The organism is Mucilaginibacter rubeus, from assembly GCF_014643835.1.
GTDB classification, from domain to species: domain Bacteria; phylum Bacteroidota; class Bacteroidia; order Sphingobacteriales; family Sphingobacteriaceae; genus Mucilaginibacter; species Mucilaginibacter rubeus.
Map to the genome: position 1 here is coordinate 213,238 of NZ_BMKD01000003.1, position 26,084 is coordinate 239,321.

Sequence of the window (26,084 nt, forward strand, 5' to 3'; positions counted from 1 at the left end):
ATACTAATTAATTAACCTGATCATGAAAATTAAATTATCAAGTTTATGAGAAAACTTTTCCTCTTACTTTCGGTGTTGCTGTGCTTAGGCAGCGCGCTAAAAGCCCAGGACCGTAATATAACAGGTACGGTTACGGACGAAAAAGGTGCTCCCCTGCCAGGGGTTGCCATCCAGGTAAAGGGCAGTACTACAGGTACTATCACCAATGCCGATGGTAAATATTCAATTAAGGCTACTAACCTGCAGGCCATTGTGGTTGGGGCTAAATTTCTTGGATACAATTACCAGGAAAAAACACTGAAGATTGGCGAAATGAATGCCGACTTTAAAATGGTACCATCACAAAATGCCCTCGATGAGGTTGTGGTAGTAGGTTACGGTACTCAAAAGAAGGTCCACTTAACAGGTGCTGTTGCCGCGGTGGATATGAAAACTATCCAGGATATACCAACCACTAATCTTGCTGCCGCATTACGCGGAACCAATGCTGCGGTAAGTGTTACCGGTGGTATTGCAAGGCCAGGCCAAAGCGGAACCATCACTATCCGTAACCCTGTTTTCCTGGCAAAGAATGGCGGTAGTACAACACCATTATACATTATTGATGGTGTACAACGTAGTGAAGCAGATTTCAACCTGCTTGATCAAAGTGAGGTGGAGAACATTTCGATATTGAAAGATGCAGCCGCTGCCATATACGGTATTTTAGGCGCGAACGGCGTTATCGTTGTAGCAACCAAACGCGGCCAGGCCGGCGGGCCAAAGGTAAGCTTCAGTTCATCAGTAGGTATTGCCGATGCAATTCAGCTTCCTAAAATGATGTCGGGCTTTCAGATGGCTACTTATTTGAATGATATTGAGCAAACCAGGTATAACCACACCATAACACCCGAAGGTTATATCAACGGCGATTTAAGCAATAAAGACTTAAAATATTATACGCCGGATGAGCTTGAGTACTTTAAAAATAATAATCAAAATTTCCTGGAGCAGGCATTTAAACCGGCAGTAACCAGCAGGAACGCGTTGAGCATAACCGGCGGTAATGATAAGGTTACTTATTTCGCAGGCGCAAATTATGTAAACCAAAACTCCAACTTTAAAGGCGTAAATACCAACCGCTTTGGCTTCAGGGCCAGTGTCGACGCAAAAGTGGCGAAAGGTTTAAAACTGTCATTGTCATTGAGCGAAGATCTTGCCAAAAGCAAAATTTACTGGTATAAACTATCAAGTACCAGCGAAAGCCCCGATAACGACTTTCTGTCGCTTAACCAGGCACCACCATGGCAAAAATATTTTATCGACGGGCATCCTGTATATTTAGGAACCAGCAATAACGATAACCTTAACTTTTTTGCTGTTCAAAATTCTAACAACTACACAGGTAACAATAACACTGTATTTAATGGTTTAGCCAATTTGAGTTACGAAATTCCGGGTATTAGCGGCTTAACTGCCAATGTTAGCTACAACCGTAATCTTAATAATGCCTTTAACAAGCAATATGGCTCAACGTTTTATTACAACCAATACTCGGGCGAAGGCGACAATAACCATATTCCGGGAGGAACTGTGGTAGGCGTAAAAGCTATTAAAAATGGCGACAGGGTGCGCCTTACCCCTACAATGGCAGATAATTACCAGTTCAACGCCAACCTTACTTACCATAAACGTTTTGGGGCGCATGAAATTACTGCACTGGCTTTGTATGAGCAATATGAGTCATATAGTGAAGGTGTAGCTGCCGAAGCCGACGGAGTAATTGTAGGCGGAAAAGATAACCAGACATTCACCATCGGTGATCAATCGTCAAACCAGGCCACATTGGTGAAGGAATATGGCCGTAAAGCTGTTGCAGGTAGGATAAATTATGCCTACGCCGATAAATACCTGGTTGAATTGGCCATGAGGGCGGATGCCAATACCAACTTTGCACCGGGCCACCAGTGGGGATATTTCCCTTCGGCTTCAGCAGGCTGGGTAGTTTCAAAAGAAAACTTCTTTAAATCAGTAAGCTTTGTTGATCTTTTGAAATTCAGAGGTTCGGTAGGTTTGTTGGGTTCTGATAATACACCGTCATTCTTATACGCGGTTAACTACCAGTTTGGTACCGGCAACAAAGGCGGTGCTGTTTTCGGCGGCAATAGCGACAGGGGCCTCGGCGCACTGCTAAATATCGCTATCCCGAACGCTAATTTAACCTGGGACCATGACCTGAAAACAAACTACGGTTTAGATGCCGCTTTCCTGGGTAACCGCTTATCAGTTTCGGCCGATTATTTCTGGGAGCACCGCTATGATATGCTTGCATCGCTGAACACTTCAGTTCCTGTAACTATAGGCGCAGCGCCATCTGCCGAAAATTATGGTATTGTCAATACTTTCGGATACGAGATCTCTGTAAGCTGGAAAGACAAAATCGGTTCTAATTTTAGCTATAATTTTAGCCCGTTCTTTTCCTGGAGTGATAATAAATACATTAAATACGATATCGCTGCAGCGCAGGTGGGTACCATTCAAGATTTGACCGGTAAATCAAGCGATCAGGGAACACTGGGATACAAATCACTCGGTATTATCCGTACACAAGCCGATGCCGACGCGATCATTGCAGAAAGGGCCGCAGCAGCTGGTGGCGCGCAAAACGTTAAGATTTTTGGTTACGTGCCTTCACCTGGTATGATCAATTACGTTGACAAAAACGGCGACGGTGTTATCAAACAAAACGATCTCAACGACCAGTTTTATTTAGGTAAGAAATCATCAAACCACTACAATCTTGGTCTGAACTTTGGCGGTGCGTATAAAACATTAAGCTTAAATGTGGTTATGGGAATGAGCTGGGGTGGCAACCAATCAATTGAGAGCGCCGCCATTAAACAAGCCACGGCTAACCAGAACAGGCCTGTATTCTGGGCTGATCACTGGACCCCATCTAATCCAAATGCTAAATATCCCGACCCTTATTACTCGGACGATGTGAGTGCTACAAGTGATTTTTGGTTTGTTAGCCCCTTCACCTGGAATATCTCCAGTGCTAACTTAAGCTATACCCTGCCTGCTTCCATCACCAAAAGGCTCGGCATGTCAAGCATAAGGGCGTATGTGGTAGCTACAAACCCAATCAACTTTGTAAACCCGTTCCCCGAACATTATCGTGATATTTCATCACCATTTGGGGCATATCCCAACTTACGCACAGTATCTTTTGGTTTAAACTTAGGCTTCTAAACTTTGAAAGACATGAAATTATTTAAAACCATATTTGCAGCTTTGATCGTATCAGCCCTGTTTACAAACTGTAAAAAAGTGCTTGATAAGGAAGATCTTACACACAGCACCCCCGGCCAGATTTTTAATGACTCAACGGTGGCTATTTTAAACATCAATTACCTGTATACAGCAAACCAGCCTGGCTGGTTTGGCGATACCGGCGGCGCTATTGGCAGCGGAGGCGACAAATGCGACGAATTTTACAGCGATAACGCATACGTAAAAGGCACGGTTACCATCGAAACTGTTGGTGACATCGGTACCTCGGTGAATATCAGCAATAACTACGGCCGGATCCGTAACATTAACCAAACCCTGCAGGATCTCGACGCCAGCACCTTGCCTGCCTCTACCAAAAATAGGTATAAAGCACAGGCTTATTTTTGGAGGGCTTTCAGGTATTTTGACCTGGTAAGGTTATACGGCGGTGTTCCGCTGGTGTTAAAACCGCTTGATGCTATTGGGCAGGACGCCAAAAACGCGGCGCTTTTGCCTCGTAACAAAACTTCGGAGTGCTTTAAACAAATTGTGAGCGATCTGGACAGCTGTATAAAATATTTGCCCGCCAAATGGAGCGGCAGCGATTACGGTCGTATTTCATCGGCTGCTGCGGCTGCGTTTAAAGGAAGGGTGTTGCTAACGTATGCAAGTCCTCAGTTTAACCCCAGCAATGATGCGGCCCGCTGGCAAACAGCTGCTGATGCCAATGATAAGGCAATGCAGATATTGTCCGCTAATAACTACGGTTTAAACCCTTCGTATGACAATATGTGGTTTACCGAAAACAGCAGCAATCCGGAAGCAATTTTGATAACAGGTTTTAACACATCATCAACCGATCAAAACCAGAATAACAATACCTATGATAATGCGACTCGTCCGGCCTATTTAGGTACTAAAGGCGGTTCCAATCAACCTACATGGGATATTGTAAAATCATACCCGATGCTTGACGGAAAAGCACCAGGTACCTCGTTAAAGTATACATATGATGATGCAAAGTTTTTTGATAACCGCGATCCAAGGTTTAACAAAACTATTGCCTACAACGGTTGTAACTGGCCTATAAACGGCAATAGCTCTTATCGCCTGTGGACTTACTTTTATTACAATAAAGCGGATGGTTCCGGTGTTAAAACCACTGAACCGGCATCGGCAACAGGCTCAGGTTTCTACCTGCGCAAAGCTATTGACCCTAACGTCAGTGTGGCAAATACACCATATGTTGGTACAGATTGGATGGAGATCCGTTATGCCGAAGTTTTATTGAACCAGGCCGAATGTGCCGCAGCGTTAGGCAACGTAACTACCGGTTATACCAATATAACAGCTATCAGGAAACGTGCCGGTATTGAAGCAGGTGCCGATAACCTTTACGGTTTAGATGCAGGCATGAGCCCTGATCAGATGATCAACGCTATCATGAATGAACGTAAAATTGAATTTGCCTTTGAGGGTAAACGCTATTGGGACCTTCGCCGCCGTAAACTGCTCGAAAGCACATTGAACGGTAAAAAGAGAACGGGGCTTACAGTTACCCTTAATAACAACGCAAGCGGTAAAGATTATCTTACCGGTACAAGAGATGCTTTAGCAGCTACATCATTGGATGCCCTGTACAGCACATCTTTCACCGTTAAAACTAAAACTATAGATTCTTATAACATTGCGGTTCAGTCGGGCGATTACTTTTTCGGGATCCCTTCGGCGGCATTGTTAAATAATATCAATTTACAGCAAAATAACACCTGGGGTGGGCCGTTTGATCCGCTTCAATAATAAATTAATTGAACGATGGGTGCCTGCTAACCATTTAACAAAAGAAGATTACGAATACAAATATGAAAAAACACACAGCTTTATTTTTAGTAGCAGCGGCATTGGGTTTAGCTAAACCGGCTTTTGCCCAATACCCTGAAGTGCCGGAGAAGGTTAAAGCAGAGAGTGAAGCTTTGATGAAAGAGGCTACCCGTCGTTCAGATTCAGCATGGGCGGTCGCCCTGCCCATTATCCAGGCCGATCAGCGCCGTGGCAAAGTATACGTACCATGGGCCGCGCGCCCGACCGATTTGCCGCAGGCCAAGATCCCGGCTTTTCCGGGTGCCGAAGGCGGTGGTAAGTTTACCTTTGGCGGCCGCGGTGGTAAGGTATATGTAGTTACCAGTTTGGCAGATAATGGCCCCGGCACTTTGCGTGAAGCTTGCGAAAAAGGCGGCGCACGTATAGTGGTATTTAATGTTGCGGGCATTATCCGCATCAAAACACCGATTATCGTGAGGGCTCCGTATATTACTATTGAAGGCCAAACTGCTCCGGGTGATGGCGTTTGTATTGCAGGCGAATCATTTTGGGTGAATACACATGATGTTGTGATCCGTTATATGCGTTTCCGCCGCGGCGAAACCAATGTTGGCCGCCGTGATGATGCTTTGGGTGGCAACCCGGTGGGCAACATCATTGCCGATCACGTATCTGCAAGCTGGGGCCTGGACGAAAACTTTTCCATGTACCGTCACATGTTTGATCCCGGCGATGGCTCGAAAGAAGAGAAGCTGGGTACCGTAAATATCACTATCCAGAATTGTATTTATTCAGAATCATTGGATTACTGGAACCACGCTTTCGGCTCAACAACAGGCGGCGAAAACAGCTCATTGATGCGTAACCTTTGGGCCGATAATACCGGCCGTAACCCATCTGTTGGCTGGAATGGCGTATACAACTTTGTAAACAATGTGGTATTTAACTGGCATCACCGTTCAATGGACGGCGGCGATTATACCACCAATTACAACGTGATCAATAACTACTTTAAACCTGGTCCGGTTACACCTAAAGATGAGCCGGTTGGTCACCGTATCCTGAAACCGGAATCGGGCAGGAGCAAGCTGAAGGAGAAAGTGTTTGGTCGTGTTTATGCATCAGGTAATATTATGGAAGGTTATCCCGAAGTAACTAAAGATGCGTGGAACGGTGGCATCCAGGTTGAAGGCCCTGGTGGCAAAGAATTGCCTGACGCCGGCCAATACAAGGATTACATGAAATCGGATGTTCCGTTCCCGATGCCTCCGATGACTATCCTATCGGCAAAGGATGCCTTTAAATTTGTTATCGCTAATGCCGGCGCAACACTGCCAAAACGCGATCCGGTTGATGTGCGCATTACTGAGCAGGTACGTACAGGTAAGATCACTTACAAAGAAATGAACACCGATACTGCTTACCAGTTTAAAGTGCGTAAATTACCTAAAGACTCGTACAAACTGGGTATCATCACTGCTCCATGGCAGGTTGGTGGCTATCCTGAATATAAAGGCACGCCTTACAAAGATTCGGACAATGATGGCTTGCCCGACAATTGGGAACTGGCTCATGGCTTAAACCCTAAAGATGGTAAAGATTCGGCCCTGCCTGCAAAAAATGGTGGCGGTTATACCAATATCGAAGTATATTTAAATACAGTAGCCGCTAAAGGCGAAAAGAAATTGGCTTCGTTAAAATAAAGATATATCAGAAATATTAAAACCATTTGTTCCATTTGTGTAGACCATTGCCGTTGGTTTTAACCAACGGATAATAAAATGGAATAAAGAGGGCTTTAGCCCAAATGCCACTTGCATAATTAGGCTAAAGGCCAGGTTCTTCAGCTTCTGTTACCGTTGGTTAAAACCAACGGCAATGAATAAATTACATTTTTAACAACTGCTAATAATGCGGGGATTGAGGTTTATAAGGATTTATTTTTGGGTTGGTTTAATGACTGGGGGGATGCTTATGCATTCCCCCTTATTTGCACAGGATAAGAAAAAAGCCCCTAAACCCCAACCGCCTGTTGCTGCCGATAAAAACGGCAAGCTAAATTATGTGGTTGCTCCCAACGGCGACCGCATTCCTGATTTTTCATATTGCGGATATATGGCTTCCGAAAAGCCTATCCCTTTTGTGCCTGTAAAAGTTGTAGTGCCTGTAAAAGCAGGTGACGCCACACTGAGGATCCAGGCCGCTTTAGATTACGTAGCTGGTTTACCTGCCGATAAAGATGGCTTTCGCGGAGCGGTATTGCTTAACAAAGGGGTGTACCGGGTTAATGGTAGCCTCAAAATTAACGCATCCGGCGTTGTTTTACGCGGAAGCGGGATGACTGCCAACGGCACCACATTATTTGCATCCGGGACCGATAGGGAAACCTTTATTCATGTTACCGGTAAAAATGACCGGCAAACATCCAAAGAAATTAAAATTACCGATGCTTATGTGCCGGTAAATGCCAATACTTTACATATTGCCAACGGCGCGAATATTAAAACCGGAGATCTGGTTTTGATCCATCGCCCAAGCACGCAGGCCTGGATCAATACTATCAAAACCGACCATTTTGGCGGCGACTTAACCGCGCTGGCCTGGAAGCCCGGCGAACGCGATATTTACTGGGATAGAAAAGTAACATCAGTAGACGGTAACACAGTTACCCTTGACGTGCCTTTAACAACAGCATTGGATACTGCGTACTGCGGTGGTTTGATAGCCTCTTACCAATGGCCCGGCAGAATTGTGCAAGTAGGGATCGAAAACTTAAAACTGCAATCAGCTTACGATGCTTCAAACGCAAAAGATGAAGCCCACCGCTGGATGGCTATCACAATGGAAAATGTTAGCGATGCCTGGGTACGCCAGGTAACCTTTGAGCATTTTGCAGGTTCGACAGTATTTGTTGGTGTTACCGGAAACCGGGTAACGGTTGAGGATTGTAAATCGCTTGCTCCGGTTTCAGAAATAGGGGGACAGCGCCGTAATACGTTTCTTACTATGGGGGGGCAAAACCTTTTTCAACGTTTATACTCCGAACAGGGTTTTCATGATTTTGCTACCGGGTATTGCGCGCCGGGGCCAAACGCTTTTGTGCAATGTATGTCGGTAGGTTCGCTGGGTTTTAGCGGAGGTATTGATAGCTGGGCCTCGGGCGTTTTATTTGATATCGCAAACATAGATGGTCAACCCCTGAGCTATATGAACCGTGGACAGGACGGACAAGGCGCCGGATGGAGCGCCGCCAACAGCCTGTTCTGGAATTGTACCGCAGCTCGTGTGGATTGCTATCAGCCGCCAACGGCTCAAAACTGGGCTTTTGGTACCTGGGCGCAATTTGCAGGTGATGGCTACTGGAGTACATCAAACAGCACCATAAGCCCAAGAAGTTTTTATTACACGCAGTTAGCTAACCGCTTAAATAAAGATGTAAGCAAACAAGCCGATATCCTGTACCCGGCCACCGAACCATCAAGCAGCCCGACAGTTGAGCAGGCAGCCGAACTGATGGCAGCGGCCCGTAAACCTGCACTTACCATCAGTAACTGGATTGATCAGTCGCCTAAAAGAAATTCGATTAACATTGAATCGGCAGGTGCCAAAACTATTGATGAAATAGGATATAAACGCCCGGCTGTTGCTACATTGGCACCCAAAATGAGTGTTACCAACGGCTGGCTCACCCGTGGTAACATCGTTTTAACAGGCAAGCATTTTGAAACCCCGTGGTGGAACGGCACTGTTCATCCCGATTATACTGAAAAGGAAGCTAAACCCGCCATCTCCCGTTGGGTACCCGGCCAAACCGGCACAGGGTTAACGGATGATCTTAACGCGGTAACCGATTGGATGCGGAAAGATAATATCGTGGTATTTGAACACAACTATGGCTTATGGTATGATCGCCGCCGCGATGATCACGAGCGTATCCGCCGGATGGACGGCGATGTTTGGGCTCCGTTTTATGAACTGCCTTTTGCCCGGAGCGGAAAAGAACTGGCCTACGACGGCTTAAGCAAATACGACCTGACTAAATACAATACCTGGTACTGGAACCGCCTGAAACAATTTGCTGACTTGGCCGATGAGAAAGGTTTGGTATTGGTTCACCAAAATTATTTTCAGCACAATATTATTGAGGCTGGGGCGCACTATACCGATTTTCCATGGCGCACGGCAAATAATATTAATGGCACCGGTTTCCCGGAGCCTGTACCTTATGCCGGCGACAAACGCCAGTTTATGGCTGAGCAGTTTTATGACGAAACCGACCCGGCAAGGCGCAAGCTTCACATTGCCTACATCAATAAATGTATGGACAACTTTGCAGGTAATACCGGGGTGATCCAGCAGATTGGAGCGGAGTTTACCGGTCCGCTGCATTTCATGAAATTTTGGGTAGAAACCATTAAACAATGGGAAACCACACATAAAAAGAAACAGATTATCGCTTTAAGCGCTACAAAAGATGTGCAGGATGCTATCCTGTCCAATCCGGCAACAGCTTCGGTCATCAATGTTATAGATATTCGTTATTGGTATTACCAGGCCAACGGAACGGCCTATGAACCCATTGGCGGCCAAAGCCTGGCCCCGCGCCAGCAAGCCCGCATCTTTAAACCCAAGGCTTCATCATTTGAGCAGGTTTATCGTGCGGTACATGAGTACCGTACCAAATACCCGGATAAAGCTGTGCTTTATTCTGCTGATGGTTATGATCATTTTGGCTGGGCGATATTTATTGCAGGCGGATCATTGCCGGTCCTTCCTGCCAATACCAATAAAGCTTTTTTAGCCGATGCGAGCGGTATGAAACCTGCCGAGCTGCCGGGTTCGCCTAAAGATCAATGGGCGTTAGCTTCATCAAAAGGGTATATCGTCTATAGTAATGGCGGTGGGATTCACCTTGATTTATCGGCCGGTGTTAGTTACAAAGCGCAATGGATCGACCCTAAAACCGGCGAGCTTTTGCCCGGTGAAGAAACGGTGAAAGGTGCTGGTAATACAGAAATAAAAGGACAGGGGAACGGGGCTACCATTTTGTGGTTGAGCCGTAATTGAAAGATTAGAAAAAATATAGAAAAGCGGAGGGCCAGTGCGATTCCCTTCTTGAGAGGGGCGGAGGGGTGTGTTTAACAAAGCGATAATGAACGTCGAAGAAACACACCCCTGCCAACGCTCAACCCAACACGCCCCCTCTCAAGAGGGGAGCTTGAAAAAATAGAGGGATTAAAGAAGAAAGGGCCAGTGCGATTCCCCTCTTGAGAGGGGCGGAGGGGTGTGTTTAACAAAGCGATAATGAACGCCGAAGAAACACACCCCTGCCAACGCTCAACCCAACGCGCCCCCTCTCAAGAGGGGAACTTGATAAATTTATAATTATGCTTAAAAAATCTACCATATTAATTGCCATTGCTTTATTGCTTTTTTCATTCAAAAGCAACGATGTAATGCCTCGTTTAAGCATATCCGCTAACCACCGCTATTTTATGGCTGGTGATAAGCCATTTTTTTGGCTGGGTGATACAGGATGGCTGCTGTTCTCTAAACTGAAAAGAGAAGAGGCCGAGCAATACCTTGATGTCCGTGCCAAACAGGGTTTTAACGTGATACAGGTAATGGTGGTGCATAGCATCAAAGAAACCAATGCCTATGGCGATTCTGCCCTAAGCAATAAGAATATCACATTGCCAAAAACAACTCCCGGCAATACCTTTGGCAAGGGAAACGAATACGATTATTGGGATCATATCGACTGGATCATCACCAAAGCTGCCGAAAAAGGATTATATGTTGCCTTGGTTCCTGTTTGGGGATCGGTAGTTAAGGAAAGCCATATTGGTGCTGATAAAGCAAAAGCTTATGCCGGATTTTTGGCCAAAAGATACCGCGATCACCCCAATGTGATCTGGATGAATGGCGGCGACATTGCCGGTTCAGATTCATTAAAAACCTGGAATGCTATTGGTAACACTTTACATGAACTGGACGGAAAACATCTGATAACTTATCACCCTCGTGGCCGTACGCAATCATCAAAATGGTTTCATAACGAGAATTGGTTAGATTTCAATTGTTTCCAATCGGGTCATCGTACTTACGCGCAGGATACCTCCAAAAAAGATTTAAAATACGGCGAAGATAACTGGCGTTATGTTGAAACAGATTACAATCTATCACCCATAAAACCAACGCTTGATGCCGAGCCATCCTATGAAAAGATCCCTTACGGATTACATGATATCAAGCTACCCCGCTGGACAGCTGCCGATGTAAGGCGCTATGGCTACTGGTCGGTTTTTGCCGGGGCCTGTGGGTATACGTATGGCGATAATGATGTGATGCAAATGCACAAACCAACAGATAAAGGCAGTGCTTACGGCTCAAAAGGATATTGGTACAATTCGGTAAATGATCCGGGAGCAAAGCAGATGGTCTATCTGAAAAAGTTAATGCTGTCCCGCCCATACCTTGATCGTGTGCCGGATCAATCGTTGATCGCCGGTAATAACGGTGTAAAGTATAACAGGCTGATAGCTACCCGCGGTAAAAACTATGTCTTTGTTTATACCTATACCGGCAGGGAGATCAATATCAATGCTGATAAACTGGAAGGCACAAAACTGAAAGCATCATGGTTTAACCCACGCAACGGGCAAACTACGACTATCGGAACCTTCGCGAAAGCTAAAATAATCAAATTTAAGTCCCCAGGAAAAGTATCAAATGGTAACGATTGGGTGCTCATTATTGACGCGATATAACGGTGAAAAAAGGAATTAAACATATCACTTTACTATTTGCCATTGCATTGATATTTTCATGCAAGGCAAGTAAAAGCGTGTACCTTTTTACTTCATTTCATGAGCCTGCTAATGAAGGCCTGCGCTTTTTGTACAGCTATGATGCTTACCACTGGAATGCTATTGACCACATTTTCATTAAACCGGAGGTTGGCAACGCGAAAATCATGCGTGATCCATCCATAGCCCAGGGACCTGACGGGGTTTATCACCTGGTATGGACAACCGGCTGGAAAAACGATAAAGGCATCGGCTATGCCAGTTCAAAAGATCTGATCCACTGGTCGGCCGAAGAGCACATTGAGGTGATGGCTAATGAGCCTACCGCGGTGAATGCCTGGGCACCGGAGTTGTTTTATGACGAGGATAACAAATATTTCATCATTGTTTGGGCTTCAACCGTACCATTCCGCTTTCCGAAGGGACAAGAGGATGAAAATAACAATCACCGACTGTATTACACCACAACTAAAGATTTTAAAACTTTCAGCCCCTCACAGCTTTTCCTTGATCCGGGTTTTAGCGTAATTGATGCTGAGATCGTAAAGCGGGCCAAAAATGATTATGCACTGGTGATAAAGGATAATACCCGGCCTAACCGTAATATCCTCGTGGCCTTTAGTAATAATCCTCTGGGGCCTTATAGCAATTATACTCCGCGATTTACCGAACCTTTTAGTGAAGGCCCCAGCATGACCAAAGCCGGTGATAACTGGCTGATTTATTATGATTCGTACCGTTTAAAAAGATATGGCGCAATGCGTACAACCGACTTTAAAACTTTTACCGACCTGGCCGATAGCGTGAGCATACCGGTAGGGCACAAGCACGGCACCATATTTAAGGTTACCAAAAAACAGCTTGCGCAGCTTTTACAGGCAGCCGGGCAAACCAAAGCAGCTAAACATGAATAAGTTCATCAGCATATTGTTTTTTATATCGATGGCCGGGATAGCCAATGCACAGGATACCGTGCATTACAGCGGCAATACGGTTGCCAATGTCGATTATCATCACGGGCAGTTAACCCCGGTAATAGGCGTGCACAGCAAACAGATCTTCAGGGCTAACCGTGAACATCCGGAACTGGCCGATGGGTTTGGTTTTACTTACAACCATGCGCCGATGCTGGCCTACTGGAATAATACTTTTTATGTTGAATACCTGAGCGATAAGGTAGGTGAAAGTGTACCGCCGGGACAAACCCTGCTCATAACCTCAAAAGATGGTGAAGCATGGTCGAAACCAACGGTAGTTTTTCCTCAGTATAAAATTCCTGATGGAACTACCAAAGAGGGGCACCCAGGCGTGGCGAAAGACCTGTATTCGGTAATGCACCAGCGTATGGGTTTTTATACGTCGAAATCAAAACGCTTACTGGTGCTTGGTTTTTATGGGATTTGCCTGGATGGTCATGATGATCCGAATGATGGTCTGGGCATTGGTCGCGTAGTGCGTGAAGTATTGCCAAATGGTAAATTCGGACCGATCTATTTTATCCACTATAATCCAAAATGGAACGAAAAGAACACCTCATATCCTTTTTATAAAACCAGTAAGGACAAAGGTTTTGTGCAGGCCTGCGATGAACTGATGGCAAACCCGCTGATGATGATGCAATGGGTTGAGGAAACCGATAGGAAAGATCCGCTGATCCCGCTGCATAAGGATTATAAAGCGTTTAACTTTTATCACCTGCCAGACGGCCGTGTGGTTGGACTTTGGAAATACGCGCTAACCGCTATCAGCACCGATAATGGCAAAACCTGGCCAGCAAATGCCGCCCGCGCGCCGCGTTTTGTAACCGCCAACGCCAAGATCTGGGGACAGCGCACATCCGACGGTAAATATGCTACTGTTTACAATCCTTCGGAGTTTCGCTGGCCGCTGGCGTTGTCTGTAAGTAAAGACGGATTGGATTATACCAACTTGCTGCTGGTTAACGGCGAGATCACAACCATGCGTTACGGCGGTGCTTATAAATCATACGGGCCGCAATATACGCGTGGCATTGAAGAGGGAAACGGCAACCCGCCTGATGGTAAGCTTTGGGTAACCTACAGCATGAACAAGGAGGACATCTGGGTATCATCTATCCCTGTACCGGTAACCGAAAAAGCGGACGCGCACGCCAATGAGATCTTTAACCAACTACCAGCGGGTAAAGAGCTTGAAAAGTGGAACACTTACAGTCCGCAATGGGCACCTGCGGCTATAGATAAGTCACCTGATGGCGAACGAGCCCTAACTCTAAAAGACAGCGACCCATTTGATTTTGCCAAAGCAGAACGTGTTGTACCTGTTTCCAAAAAATTAATGACCGATTTTACCATCACAGCCGGGCAAAATAATACCGGCATGCTGGATATTGAATTTCAGGATGAAAAAGGCACTGCCGCCATTAGGCTCACGCTTGATTCGGCAGGCCAGTTCAGGACTAAGGCCGGGTATCGGAACAAAAATTTCATGAAGTATGAAGCCGGTACGCAATATCATATTGTGATAAAGCTAAATACTGATACCCGCTTTTACACCGTGAATGTTAACGGCAAGGATGTGCTTACGGGCCTGTTTTTTGCCCCGGTGCTAATCGTAAACCGGGTAGTGTTCCGTACCGGGGATATCAGGAGGTTCCCTGATGCCGATACGCCTACCGATCAGGATTTCGACCGGCCAAATGCCGGAGAAGCAGCGAAACAAGCCGTGTTCTACATCAAATCATTTAAAACAAGTAATTACTAATGATACTGCGCCTGATAAAATATTGTTGGTTGACGATCTGCCTGCTTAGTTCTGGGATTGCCGGCGCGCAGGTTGTTTTGCCCAAAGTATTAGGCAACAATATGGTATTGCAGCGTAATGCTCCGGTGCCCGTTTGGGGCACAGCTTCACCGGGCGAAAAGGTAACGGTAAAGTTCAATAAACAAACAAAAACAACTGTAGCCGATGCTGCGGGCAAATGGATGGTAAAGCTTGACGCGATGCCGGCATCCGTCATACCAACAACGCTGACCATATCAGGAAAAAACACTATCCAACTGCAAAATATACTGGTAGGCGAGGTATGGCTTTGCTCCGGCCAGTCGAACATGCAGTACGAAATGCGCAAAAATAGCAAAGTGAAAAAGCCGGATACCAGCACTTCAAACTCGCCTGTTGATGAACTTGACCGCGCGCATAACCCGCAGATCAGGATTTTCCTGGTTACGCAGAAAAATATGTTGAAGCCCGATTCTACCCATTCGGGATGGAGTGTGGCCGAAGATTCGGCTTTGAGGGCTTTTTCTGCGGCAGGGTATTTCTTTGCTAAAAACCTGCAGCATGATTTGAAAGTGCCGGTAGGTATTATTTCATCGGCGGTGAGCGGCAGCAGGATTGAACCCTGGGTATCACAGGAGGGTTTTGATGCCATTCCGTATTTTAAGGCCAACAACATTAAAATTGAGGGTGATCCCGGTAAGTTCTACGCCAAAATGATTGAGCCGGTTGCCCCCTTTGCGCTGAAGGGCTTTTTATGGTACCAGGGCGAAAGTGCTTGTTTTTTAGGCGAAACCATCAGTTATACCTACAAAATGGAAGCGCTCATCAACAACTGGCGTAAGCTATGGGGCGATAAAAAGCTGCCATTTTATTACGTACAAATAGCGCCATATTACTACACCCTGGGAAAAGGCCCTGTAACCTATACGCCCTTTACCGAACCTGAATTGCGCGAAGCCCAGGCCGTTGCTTTGCAGATCCCAAATACGGGGATGATCATCACTACCGATTTGAATGATGACCTTAAAAATATTCACCCGCCATTTAAATGGGAGGTAGGCAGGAGGCTTGAATTACAGGCGCTTGCCAATACCTACAAACAACGGGTAGTTTTTTCGGGCCCGGTGTACAAACACATGAAAATAAATGGCGACAAGATCATCCTTGAGTTTGATCATGTGGGCGCTGGCTTGGTAAACCATGATGGTAAACCACTTACTGATTTCACCATTGCCGGTGCCGACGGAAATTTTGTCGCGGCCACCGCCATAATAAAAAGAAACACGGTTGAGGTATCGGCACAATCGGTTGCCAAACCTGTAGCCGCGCGCTTTGCCTGGTCGGAGTCGGCTCAGCCCAATTTTTATAATAAAGATGGTTTGCCTGCTGCGCCTTTCCGCACGGATAACCCACTGAAATTTACTTTAACTGCTAACTAAATATACTAATGAAATCTGCCTGCTTTAAAATATGGATTGCTTTACTGTTTGTTATCAACTGGTCGGTAAGCCATGCCCAGGAAACACAAAAGTTATTCTTATCGGGTACAGGCAGCGACCATACCGTAAACTGGCAGTTTTATTGTACAGCGGGCAACAATTCAGGCAAGTGGACCACCATCCCGGTGCCATCAAACTGGGAATTTCAGGGTTTTGGAAAATGCAACTACGGTCTTGCTAAGGATAGTTTAAGAGGTAAGGAGCAAGGACTTTATAAGTATGAGTTTAATGTGCCCGCATCATGGCAGGGCAAGGCTGTCAATATTGTTTTTGATGGCTCGATGACCGACACAGAGGTAAAGCTAAACGGTAAATCGGCCGGGGCAATTCATCAGGGATCATTTTACCGTTTCAAATATGATGTAAGCGCTTTGCTTAACTACGGTAAATCCAATTTATTAGAGGTAACAGTATCCAAACACTCCGCCAATGCATCGGTAAACGCGGCCGAACGTAAAGGTGATTTCTGGATCTTCGGTGGAATTTTCAGGCCGGTGTTTTTAGAAGCTACCCCTAAATCGCACATCAGCTATTATGCCGTTGACGCTAAAGCTAATGGTAATTTAAAAGCGCAACTAAAACTGGTATCTGTAAAAAGCGGCACAGTAACAGGGCAGGTGTATACCTTGGCGGGGCAAAAATTTGGTGCTCCTTTCTCTATAAAAGTTAATGCGGGTGACACTGTTGCCAATATCAGCACACATATTGCTTCGCCGAAATTATGGTCGCCAGAGTTTCCTAACCTGTATAATGTGGTGTTTACGCTGAATGAAAGTGGTAAGCCCGTTCATGCTGTAAAACAACGGATTGGCTTCCGTACGGTTGAGTTGAGGGAGCATGATGGCATTTATGTAAACAACGCAAAAATCAAATTTAAAGGCGTAAATCGTCACTCGTTTTGGCCAACCACAGGCAGGGCGTTAAATAAAAAAGTAAGTATCGGGGATGTTCAGTTGATGAAGGATATGAACATGAATGCGGTACGGATGTCGCATTATCCGCCCGATGATCATTTCCTGGACGTATGCGATTCATTGGGCCTTTTTGTATTGGACGAGCTTACCGGATGGCACCATGCCTATGATGATGTGGTTGGTTCAAAATTGGCTAAGGAAATGATCGAAAAAGATATCAATCATCCGTCCATCGTGCTGTGGGACAATGGTAATGAGGGTGGGTTTAATTTTAACCTCGATCATTGGTTTGATGAACTCGATATTCAAAAACGCCCGCTAATCCATCCATGGGGGATTTTCAGAGGAACAAATACCCAGCATTATATCAATTATGACTACGGTACCAATACAGGTATCAACGGTCATGATATATTTTTTCCGACCGAGTTTTTACACGGCTTGTACGATGGCGGCGCGGGTGCCGGATTGGATGATTTCTGGAAACAAATGTGGCATACACCAATTTCGGCAGGTGGTTTTATCTGGGATTTTGCCGATGAAGCTGTGGTGCGTACCGATAAAAACGGAGAATTGGACAGCGATGGCGATCATGGTCCCGATGGTATTGTTGGCCCTTACCATGAAAAAGAAGGCAGTTATTATACCATTAAGGAAATCTGGAGCCCGGTTTATCTCGAACCCCGCGAAATAACTCCGGCATTCAATGGAACATTACGTTTAGAGAATAGATATTCCTATACAAGTCTTAAACAATGCACATTCAGCTATAAACTGGCAACACTTAATGGAGCCAGTTCAGTAAATAAAACAGGTACTATTGCTTCACCAGATGTTGCGCCGGGGCAGTATGGAAACCTGCAGCTACAATTACCTAAAGATTGGCAGAATTTCGATGTGCTTTATGTATCTGCCCTTGACGTAAACAAGCATGAACTGTTTACCTGGAGCTTCCCGGTGAGCAATCATGATAAGATCACTAAGCGCATCATTACCAAAACCGGCGGAAGCAAGGCTGTAATTGCTGAAACAGATTCGCTGTACAAGGTGAAAACCAGTAACGGGATCGAGCTGGCGTTTAACCGCAATTCGCGCATATTGGTTAGTGTGAAAAACGCCAAGGGCGATATCCCTTTTAACAATGGTCCTGTGTTAGTTGAAGGGCAGGATCAAACAGGTTTTGAAAAGCTCAGCTATCATTACGAAGGCGATAACCTCGTGGTTGAAGCCGTATTCCCGCCCAAAAAATCCGAGCCTTTGTTGAGGTGGACGATCTACCCATCGGGCTGGGTACAGCTTGATGTTAAATATTGGCCCACAGGCGAGGATGCCACATTAATGGGCGTTAATTTCTCTTTCCCCGAAAAAGAGATCAAAGGTGTTACCTACATGGGCGATGGCCCTTACAGGGTATGGAAAAACCGTATGAAAGGTACATCGCTTGGTATTTGGGATAAAACTTATAACAATACCATAACAGGGCAGGGCAAAGTTGTTTATCCCGAATTTAAAGGCTATTACTCCAACCTGTACTGGATGAAATTGCAAACCACCGGGCAGCCGGTAACCATTGTTTGCAACAGCCGCGATGTCTTTATGCGCCTGTTTACACCTGCAAATCCGGCAAAGGTTTACAACACAGCTCCGGCCTTCCCATCGGGCGATATCTCGTTTATGCATGGCATAACGCCGATAGGCACCAAATCGCAAAAGCCTGAAAAACTGGGTCCGGGCGGGCAAAAAAACCAATATTTTAATTACGACAGGAATATAGAAGACGCACTTTCGCTGAACCTGTATTTCGACTTTTCGGGCAAATAATTGATGAAAAGGTTAGGCACACATATAGGTTTGGCTGTGGCGGTTATTTTAACCTGCCTGGGCAATTGCTATGCGGATGCCTGGATCGGCCTGCAAAACCTGAAATGTGAAATGCTGAACAATCCCTTAGGCATCGGCACCGGTAAGCCCCGACTTAGCTGGCAGATCACCAGCGATACGCGGAATACCAACCAGGTGGCCTATCAAATTTTAGTGGCCTCATCTCCCGAAAAGCTAACAGTAGGGCAGGGTGACTTGTGGGATTCACACAAAGTAAGTTCGGCTGAATCTATTATGATCAACTATGCGGGCAAAGTGTTGAGCAGCCGTGCTGCATGTTACTGGAAAGTCAGGGTCTGGACAAACAATGGAGCAAGTGCCTGGAGCCAACCAGCTAAATGGAGCGTAGGGCTTTTGAACCCTACTGACTGGAAAGCTAAGTGGATTGGTTGCGATCGTGGTTTTGCCTGGGATAGCATCTCCAAGTTCTCTCGTCTTTCGGCCCGGTATTACCGTCGCGGGTTTAGTTTAAATAAAGGGATCAAACGCGCCACTGCTTATATAGTTGGTTTGGGACATTACGAGCTGTATGTGAATGGGAAAGCCATCGGCGACCAGGTTTTGGCCGAAGCACCTACCGACTATACCCAATCGGTTAAGTACAATACTTTTGATGTTACGGGTTATCTGAAACGAGGCGATAATGCCATCGGAACGGTATTGGGCAACGGCCGTTATTTTACCATGCGGCCAAAATATAAGCCTAAAAAGATCAAAGAATTTGGGTTTCCTAAAATGCTGCTGCAACTGGAGGTGGAATATACTGACGGGACAAAGCAAACCATCATAAGCGATGACAACTGGCATTTTACTGCCGATGGCCCCATCCGCACCAATAACGAGTATGATGGCGAAGAATATGATGCCACTAAAGAATTTCCGGGATGGAACAGTGCTGGTTTTGATGACAGCCAATGGCTTAAAGCCGAGCTGGTGCCGGCTCCCGGTGGCAAGCTTGACGCGCAGATGAATGAACCGATCAGGGTGATGGATACCGTTAAGCCTGTCAGCATCAGTCAACTTAAAAAAGATGTATGGATCCTGGATCTGGGGCAAAACATGGCGGGTTGGGTACAGATGCGTGTAAAAGGAAACCGGGGCGATAAAGTAACCCTTCGTTATGCGGAAACACTGCAACCCAACAATGAACTTTATGTTGCAAATCTTCGCGATGCTAAAGTAACTGATGTTTATATACTTAAAGGTGGAGCAGAAGAGATCTGGCACCCGGTATTTGTATATCATGGATTCCGATATGTAGAGATCAGCGGTTATCCCGGTAAACCCGAATTAACCGATTTTGAGGGGCACGTGATTTACGATGCCTTGCCGACCATCGGTCATTTTGAAACATCTAACGCCATCGTCAATAAGATCTATCACAATGCATATTGGGGCATCCTGAGCAATTACAAAGGTATGCCTGTAGATTGCCCTCAGCGTAACGAACGCATGCCCTGGCTGGGCGACAGGGCGGTAGGTTCGCTTGGCGAAAGCTTTGTATTTGCCAACGGTAATTTCTATGCTAAATGGCTGGATGATATAGCGCAATCGCAAAGGCCGGATGGTGCAATACCTGATGTAGCCCCGGCTTACTGGAATTACTACAGCGATAACATGACCTGGCCCGGCACTTATATCCTGGTGGCCGATATGCTTTACCGCCAGTTTGCCGATAAAGCGCCCATTGAAAAGCATTACGCCTCCATGAAAAAATGGATGGACTATATGCGGGTCAAGTACATGAAAAATAACATCGTCACCAAGGATAAATATGGCGACTGGTGTGTACCCCCCGAATCGTTAGAGCTGATCCACGCCAAAGATTCATCATTGAATACTAACGGACAGCTGATAGCTACAGCTTATTACTATCACTTGTCCGGCTTGATGAAAAAGTTTGCGACAATGTTGCATAAACCTGCTGATGCACAGTTTTTTGCCAGTACGAAGCAAAATGTAGTCAGGGCGTTTAACGATAAGTATTTTAATAAAGCCACATCTAAATACAGCAACAATACAGTTACCGCCAACCTGCTGCCATTATATTTCGGGATCACGCCAACAGCCAATAAACAGGCAGTATTTAAAAATATTGTGGCTAAGATCAACGAAGCGCATGATCATATCAGTACCGGCGTTATCGGTACCCAATGGCTTATGTGCGGCCTTACCGAATTTGGCCGCCCCGATCTGGCCTGGAAAATAGCTTCCAATACCACTTACCCAAGCTGGGGTTATATGGCCGAAAGGGGTGCTACTACCATCTGGGAGTTATGGAATGGCGATACCGCCAATCCGGCAATGAATTCACGCAACCACATCATGTTACTTGGCGATCTTATTGCCTGGTTTTATCAGGACATAGCCGGGATAAAAACGGTAAATGCCGGTTTTAAACAAGTGGTTATGCAGCCTGCAATTATTAATGGTTTAGATAGTGTTAATACCTCATACCAAACGGCTTATGGTATTGTGAAAAGCAGTTATACCCATACTAAGGGAAGTTTTAGCTGGCATGTTACTGTGCCGCCAAATAGTTCGGCATTGGTTTATGTGCCGGCAAAAAATATGAATGAAGTAACTGAGGGCGGGAAGAACGTATCCGCTATAAAAGATATTAAACAGGTAAAAATGGAGAATGGTGGAGCCGTGCTCAATATTGGTTCGGGCGATTATGATTTTGAAGTAAAATATTAAAGCAACATTTGATATGAAAAAATTAAATAGGATGGGTGTCATGCTGATAGTCTTATTATCGCTGTCATGCACGTTGAAAGCCCAGGGACAACAGGCAACCAAAGCAGCTCCATCTCCCGAAGCACTGGCCAAAGCCGATGCTGAAGTGGATAAGAAAGCCTCGGATTGGGTTGCCTCCTTATCGCTTACGGACACAGCAAAGGCTACCCGGGTGAAAAATGTAATTGCAACCCACCTCAAAGCCATCCGCGACTGGAATAACAGTCATTCGTATGAGTCAGTACCGGCAGGTATTGATCCGGCTACCGGCAAAGCTTTGAGCACTATGGACAGGCAGATTATCATTAATTCGTCGCTGCCAAAATCGGTACATGAAAACCTCATGGCTGGTTTGCGTAACGACCTTACCGAAGAACAGGTTGAAGCCGTACTTGATAAATACACCATTGGTAAGGTAGCCTTTACACTGGCCGGTTATAAAGCGATTGTACCGGATCTGACACCTGTTGAAGAAGCAGCGATCCTCGCTAACCTGAAGCAGGCCCGCGAACAGGCTGTCGATTTTAAGAATATCAAACAGGTATCGGCCATTTTTGAGATTTACAAAACCAAAAACGAGCAATACCTCAACAGCAACGGCCGTAACTGGCACAAGCTATACGGTGATTATACTAAAGCCATCATCGCGAAAAAAGCTGCTGACAAAGCAGCAAAGGATAAAGCCGCCAACCAAAAATAATTGTACTATGTTAAAAAAAATCTTGTTCGCCGGTGCGGTAAGCTGTTTATTCATGATCACTGCCTTTGCTCAAAATCCATGGCGCAAGGGGATTGTGAAGGATGAGTTTATATATGATAAAGCACCGTACCCGGAATGCCATGCGGCAACCATAGTCGAAACACCAACCGGCCTTGTGGCCTCATGGTTTGGCGGCACTAAAGAACGCAACCCTGATGTATGTATCTGGGTTAGCAGGTTTGTTAAGGGCAAATGGACAGAAGGTATCAACGTAGCCAACGGCATCCAGAACGATACTTTACGCTATGCCTGCTGGAACCCGGTGTTGTACCAGGTGCCCAAAGGCGAATTACAGCTTTACTACAAAATAGGACCGAGCCCTGCAAAATGGAAAGGTTTTGTAAAAACATCTAAAGATGGTGGCATCAGCTGGTCAGAGCAAAAAGCCTTGCCCGATGGCTTTTTAGGGCCGATCAAAAACAAACCGGTACTGCTTAAAAACGGCACGCTGTTAAGTCCGGTAAGTACCGAAGGCAAAGCATGGCAGGTGCATTTTGAGGCCACCAAAGATTTCGGTAAAAACTGGACAATGATAGGCCCTATCAGCGATGGCAAGGATATGAAAGCTATACAACCGAGTATTTTAACTTATAAAGATGGCCGGCTGCAGGCACTTTGCCGCAGTCAGAACAGGGCGATATTGAGCACATGGTCCAAAGATGGGGGACAAACATGGTCGCCTTTGGAAAAGACCAGTCTGCCGAATAACAACTCCGGTACTGATGTGGTGACCTTGAAAGATGGCCGCCAGTTATTGGTTTATAACCATGTTTTGCCCCCGGGAAACCTGGCTAAAGGTGCCCGCACGCCATTAAATGTCGCTGTATCTAAAGATGGTATTACCTGGTACGCAGCGTCGATCCTGGAGGATTCACCAATCAGCCAGTATTCTTACCCATCGGTGATTCAAGCTTCGGATGGTATGGTGCATGTAGTTTACACCTGGCGCAGGCAAAAGATAAAACATGTTGTTATTGATCCGTCGAAATTGGAAATGAAGGAAATAAAGGATGGTATTTGGCCAAAGGTGGATGGTTATACGCCGCCGGTACCGGTTGGGGAGACTAAGGATTTGTAAGGTGGAGGAAATGGCAGCAAATTAACGGGGTGTCATGCTGAGGCTCTCGAAGCATGGTGGGCAGGGCCTTTACGCGCGACCCTTCGACAGGCTCAGGGTGACAGCTCCGTATGAACAGTGAATTTGCATGGCGTGTACATCAGGGTCCTCTGCAAGAGACCCTGATGGGACGTGATAATACGGTAAAATGTAGAGACGCATCACATGCGTCTCCTTTAGGATAAGCGAATATGACTGGCACACGGGAGACACAATTATGCGTCTCTACAAAAAAATAAAACAATGAAAAAACTGATCTACATACTGGTAACCTGCCTCACAGCAATGTGGTTTGCCGCCCATGCGCAGCAAACTACCGATGCTATGTACAGGAAAACCCTGAAGGAGGTGCTTGATGAAGTGCAGGACAAATATCATGTAAAGATCAGATACACTACCGCCCAGGTTGAGGGCAAATGGGTTAATTATGCCCAATGGCGCTTCCGGCCCAATGTGGATACCACACTTGTCAACATCCTTACCCCGCTCGATTTGAAGGTGAATAAAGAGGCTCCCGGCAGGTATAAGCTTAAAGAATATGAATACTTCCGCTGGTCGGTAAGTGATGGCTGGAAAGAGCTTGACAGGATAGCTGCCCAATACCACGACCGTGATACCTGGGAACAACGTAAGGCCATGCTGAAGCCGGAGCTTTACAAAGCTTTGGAGCTATCGCCTCTGCCGGCTAAGCCTGCGTCAAAACCAATCATCACCCCTAAACGAATCTTTGACGGTTATACGGTTGAGAACATCGCTATCGAAATTTTGCCGGGTTTGTACATCAATGGTTCGCTATACAAGCCTTTGAAAATTAAAGGCAAGATCCCGGTGATACTATGTCCGGACGGGCACTGGGAACACCAGCGTTACCGGGCCGATTGCCAGATCCGTTGCGCGTCGCTGGCGCGGATGGGAGCGATGGCTTACAGTTATGATCTTTTTGCCTGGGGCGAATCATTGCTGCAATTTAAGGATGAAGATCATCGCCGCAGCCTGGCACAGACCATCCAGGCGCTTGGCGCCATCCGGATCCTGGATTATGTGCTTTCACTTAAAGAAGCCGACCCGGAACGCGTTGGCATTAGCGGCGGCTCGGGAGGCGGAAGCCATACCGTTTTAATGACGGCACTGGATGACCGGATCAAACTAAGCGCCCCGGCTGTGTCGGTGTCATCTTATTTTTACGGGGGATGCCCTTGCGAAAGCGGCATGCCTATCCATCAATGCGGCAACGGAACCGACAACGTAGAACTGGCAGCCATGGCAGCACCCAGACCTCAACTCCTGATCTCGGACGGGCAGGACTGGACAGCTAATATGCCCGAGCATGATTTTCCTTATCTCCAGAAAATATATAGCTATTACGGAGCTACAGATAAGGTAGAGAATGTGCACCTGCCAAACGAGGGGCATGATTTCGGTCCGTCAAAAAGGACCGCGTTATATGCTTTCGTAGCTAAAAACTTTCACTTGGATCTTAATAAAATTAAAGACAGCAGCGGCAATTTCGATGACCAAAGGGTCACCATCGAAAAAGAACCTGCCATGTATGTATTTGGCGACAAGGGCGAAAAACTTCCCGCAAATGCAATAAAAGGTTTTGATCAGTTGGAGAAAGTATTTGCGCGGGCAATAAAAAAATAGGTTATGAAAAATAGATTGATATCAGGTTTTTGGATTGTATTAATGGTATGTGCCTGCAGTGTTCCTGCAATGGCTCAAACTGCATCAAAACAACGCTATAAGGTGGCTGTAGTTGATCTGATGATCCTTAAACGGCAAAAGTTAGGTGCATTTCAATTGGCTAAGGAGATTGGTGCCGATGGGGTAGAAGTAGATATGGGCGGCCTTGGAGATCGTGAAACTTTTGATAACCAATTAGCGAATGATTCGATCAGAAATGTATTCCTGAACAAGGCAAAAGAGCTGAACCTGGAAATCCCATCCATGGGCATGACCGGTTTTTTCGCCCAATCATTTGCCGAACGTCCAACCGCGGTTAAGGCAGTTACGGATTGCATCAACACCATGATGCAAATGGGCGTTAAAGTTGGCTTTTTACCGATGGGTATCAAAGGCGACCTTATAAAATTTCCTGAATTACGCCCGGCTATTGTTTCCCGCCTGAAAGAGGTTGGCAAAATAGCCGAAAAGGCCGGTGTGGTGATAGGTATTGAAACAGCGCTGGATGCGAAAGGCGAGTTGCAGTTATTGAAAGATATTGGCTCGCCGGCCATTAAAAGCTATTTCAATTTTGAAAACGCCATCAGGAACGGCCGCGACCTGGATAAGGAGCTTCGGATATTGGGTAAAAAATACATCATTCAGATCCATTGTACCAACGATGATGGCGTTTGGCTGCAAAACGATCCTAAAATCAATATGGAGCGGGTAAAAGCCACTTTAGATAAAATGGGCTGGACAGGCTGGCTGGTGATTGAACGCTCGCGCGATGCCAAAGACCCGCGTAACGTAAAGTGGAATTTCAGCGCGAATACCACCTATGTAAAATCAATATTTCAGGCTAAGTAA

14 protein-coding genes are annotated in these 26,084 nt (G+C 46.0%); all 14 read left to right on the top strand.

Annotated features, from left to right (window positions below):
• Positions 1 to 45 precede the first annotated feature (45 nt).
• Positions 46 to 3,231 carry a SusC/RagA family TonB-linked outer membrane protein gene (locus tag IEX80_RS11335; protein ID WP_188832958.1) on the top strand — a complete coding sequence of 1,062 codons (3,186 nt, stop codon included), beginning with the start codon at positions 46 to 48 and terminating at the stop codon, positions 3,229 to 3,231.
• A 12-nt stretch (positions 3,232 to 3,243) separates the two neighbouring features.
• Positions 3,244 to 5,052 carry a RagB/SusD family nutrient uptake outer membrane protein gene (locus tag IEX80_RS11340; protein WP_188832959.1) on the top strand — a complete coding sequence of 603 codons (1,809 nt, stop codon included), beginning with the start codon at positions 3,244 to 3,246 and terminating at the stop codon, positions 5,050 to 5,052.
• A 62-nt stretch (positions 5,053 to 5,114) separates the two neighbouring features.
• Entirely contained in the window at positions 5,115 to 6,776 is a 1,662-nt protein-coding gene (locus IEX80_RS11345; RefSeq protein ID WP_188832960.1) for a polysaccharide lyase, read from the top strand.
• A gap of 271 nt (positions 6,777 to 7,047) precedes the next feature.
• Entirely contained in the window at positions 7,048 to 10,140 is a 3,093-nt protein-coding gene (locus IEX80_RS11350) for a DUF6298 domain-containing protein (protein ID WP_188832961.1), read from the top strand.
• Between the two features lie 320 nt (positions 10,141 to 10,460).
• The gene (locus IEX80_RS11355; RefSeq protein ID WP_188832962.1) at positions 10,461 to 11,843 is read left to right on the top strand and encodes a glycoside hydrolase family 140 protein; all 1,383 of its coding nucleotides are present in this window, start codon (positions 10,461 to 10,463) and stop codon (positions 11,841 to 11,843) included.
• Positions 11,844 to 11,845: 2 nt separating this feature from the next.
• The gene (locus tag IEX80_RS11360; protein WP_229701601.1) at positions 11,846 to 12,796 is read left to right on the top strand and encodes a glycoside hydrolase family 43 protein; all 951 of its coding nucleotides are present in this window, start codon (positions 11,846 to 11,848) and stop codon (positions 12,794 to 12,796) included.
• Positions 12,789 to 14,624: a sialidase/neuraminidase family protein gene (locus IEX80_RS11365; RefSeq protein WP_188832963.1), complete on the top strand. Its 1,836-nt coding sequence runs from the start codon at positions 12,789 to 12,791 to the stop codon at positions 14,622 to 14,624. The genes IEX80_RS11360 and IEX80_RS11365 overlap by 8 nt, the downstream gene beginning before the upstream one ends.
• Entirely contained in the window at positions 14,624 to 16,081 is a 1,458-nt protein-coding gene (locus tag IEX80_RS11370) for a sialate O-acetylesterase (protein ID WP_229701602.1), read from the top strand. Before IEX80_RS11365 ends, IEX80_RS11370 begins: the two co-directional genes overlap by 1 nt.
• An 8-nt stretch (positions 16,082 to 16,089) precedes the next feature.
• Positions 16,090 to 18,876, top strand: coding sequence for a glycoside hydrolase family 2 protein (locus IEX80_RS11375; RefSeq protein WP_188832964.1), 2,787 nt, complete (start codon positions 16,090 to 16,092; stop codon positions 18,874 to 18,876).
• Between the two features lie 3 nt (positions 18,877 to 18,879).
• A complete protein-coding gene (locus IEX80_RS11380; RefSeq protein ID WP_188832965.1) occupies positions 18,880 to 21,636 on the top strand; it encodes an alpha-L-rhamnosidase in 2,757 nt (918 codons plus the stop codon).
• Positions 21,637 to 21,649: 13 nt separating this feature from the next.
• Positions 21,650 to 22,375 (top strand): DUF3826 domain-containing protein, encoded by a 726-nt coding sequence (locus IEX80_RS11385; protein ID WP_229701603.1) that lies wholly within the window; start codon positions 21,650 to 21,652, stop codon positions 22,373 to 22,375.
• A 7-nt stretch (positions 22,376 to 22,382) separates the two neighbouring features.
• Positions 22,383 to 23,513 (top strand): sialidase family protein, encoded by a 1,131-nt coding sequence (locus IEX80_RS11390; protein WP_188832966.1) that lies wholly within the window; start codon positions 22,383 to 22,385, stop codon positions 23,511 to 23,513.
• 282 nt (positions 23,514 to 23,795) lie between these two features.
• Complete coding sequence (locus IEX80_RS11395) at positions 23,796 to 25,196, top strand: alpha/beta hydrolase family protein (RefSeq protein ID WP_188832967.1); 1,401 nt, start codon at positions 23,796 to 23,798, stop codon at positions 25,194 to 25,196.
• A 3-nt stretch (positions 25,197 to 25,199) separates the two neighbouring features.
• Positions 25,200 to 26,084, top strand: a complete 885-nt coding sequence (locus IEX80_RS11400; protein ID WP_090531617.1) for a sugar phosphate isomerase/epimerase family protein — start codon at positions 25,200 to 25,202, stop codon at positions 26,082 to 26,084.

What these genes read in the sequence shown, in the direction of transcription:
- IEX80_RS11400 (WP_090531617.1), top strand. Translation starts at nt 25,200, where the DNA reads ATGAAAAATAGATTGATATCAGGTTTTTGGATTGTATTAATGGTATGT.
- IEX80_RS11365 (WP_188832963.1), top strand. Translation starts at nt 12,789, where the DNA reads ATGAATAAGTTCATCAGCATATTGTTTTTTATATCGATGGCCGGGATA.
- IEX80_RS11385 (WP_229701603.1), top strand. Translation starts at nt 21,650, where the DNA reads ATGAAAAAATTAAATAGGATGGGTGTCATGCTGATAGTCTTATTATCG.
- IEX80_RS11345 (WP_188832960.1), top strand. Translation starts at nt 5,115, where the DNA reads ATGAAAAAACACACAGCTTTATTTTTAGTAGCAGCGGCATTGGGTTTA.
- IEX80_RS11395 (WP_188832967.1), top strand. Translation starts at nt 23,796, where the DNA reads ATGAAAAAACTGATCTACATACTGGTAACCTGCCTCACAGCAATGTGG.
- IEX80_RS11380 (WP_188832965.1), top strand. Translation starts at nt 18,880, where the DNA reads ATGAAAAGGTTAGGCACACATATAGGTTTGGCTGTGGCGGTTATTTTA.
- IEX80_RS11390 (WP_188832966.1), top strand. Translation starts at nt 22,383, where the DNA reads ATGTTAAAAAAAATCTTGTTCGCCGGTGCGGTAAGCTGTTTATTCATG.
- IEX80_RS11370 (WP_229701602.1), top strand. Translation starts at nt 14,624, where the DNA reads ATGATACTGCGCCTGATAAAATATTGTTGGTTGACGATCTGCCTGCTT.
- IEX80_RS11350 (WP_188832961.1), top strand. Translation starts at nt 7,048, where the DNA reads ATGCATTCCCCCTTATTTGCACAGGATAAGAAAAAAGCCCCTAAACCC.
- IEX80_RS11335 (WP_188832958.1), top strand. Translation starts at nt 46, where the DNA reads ATGAGAAAACTTTTCCTCTTACTTTCGGTGTTGCTGTGCTTAGGCAGC.
- IEX80_RS11375 (WP_188832964.1), top strand. Translation starts at nt 16,090, where the DNA reads ATGAAATCTGCCTGCTTTAAAATATGGATTGCTTTACTGTTTGTTATC.
- IEX80_RS11340 (WP_188832959.1), top strand. Translation starts at nt 3,244, where the DNA reads ATGAAATTATTTAAAACCATATTTGCAGCTTTGATCGTATCAGCCCTG.
- IEX80_RS11355 (WP_188832962.1), top strand. Translation starts at nt 10,461, where the DNA reads ATGCTTAAAAAATCTACCATATTAATTGCCATTGCTTTATTGCTTTTT.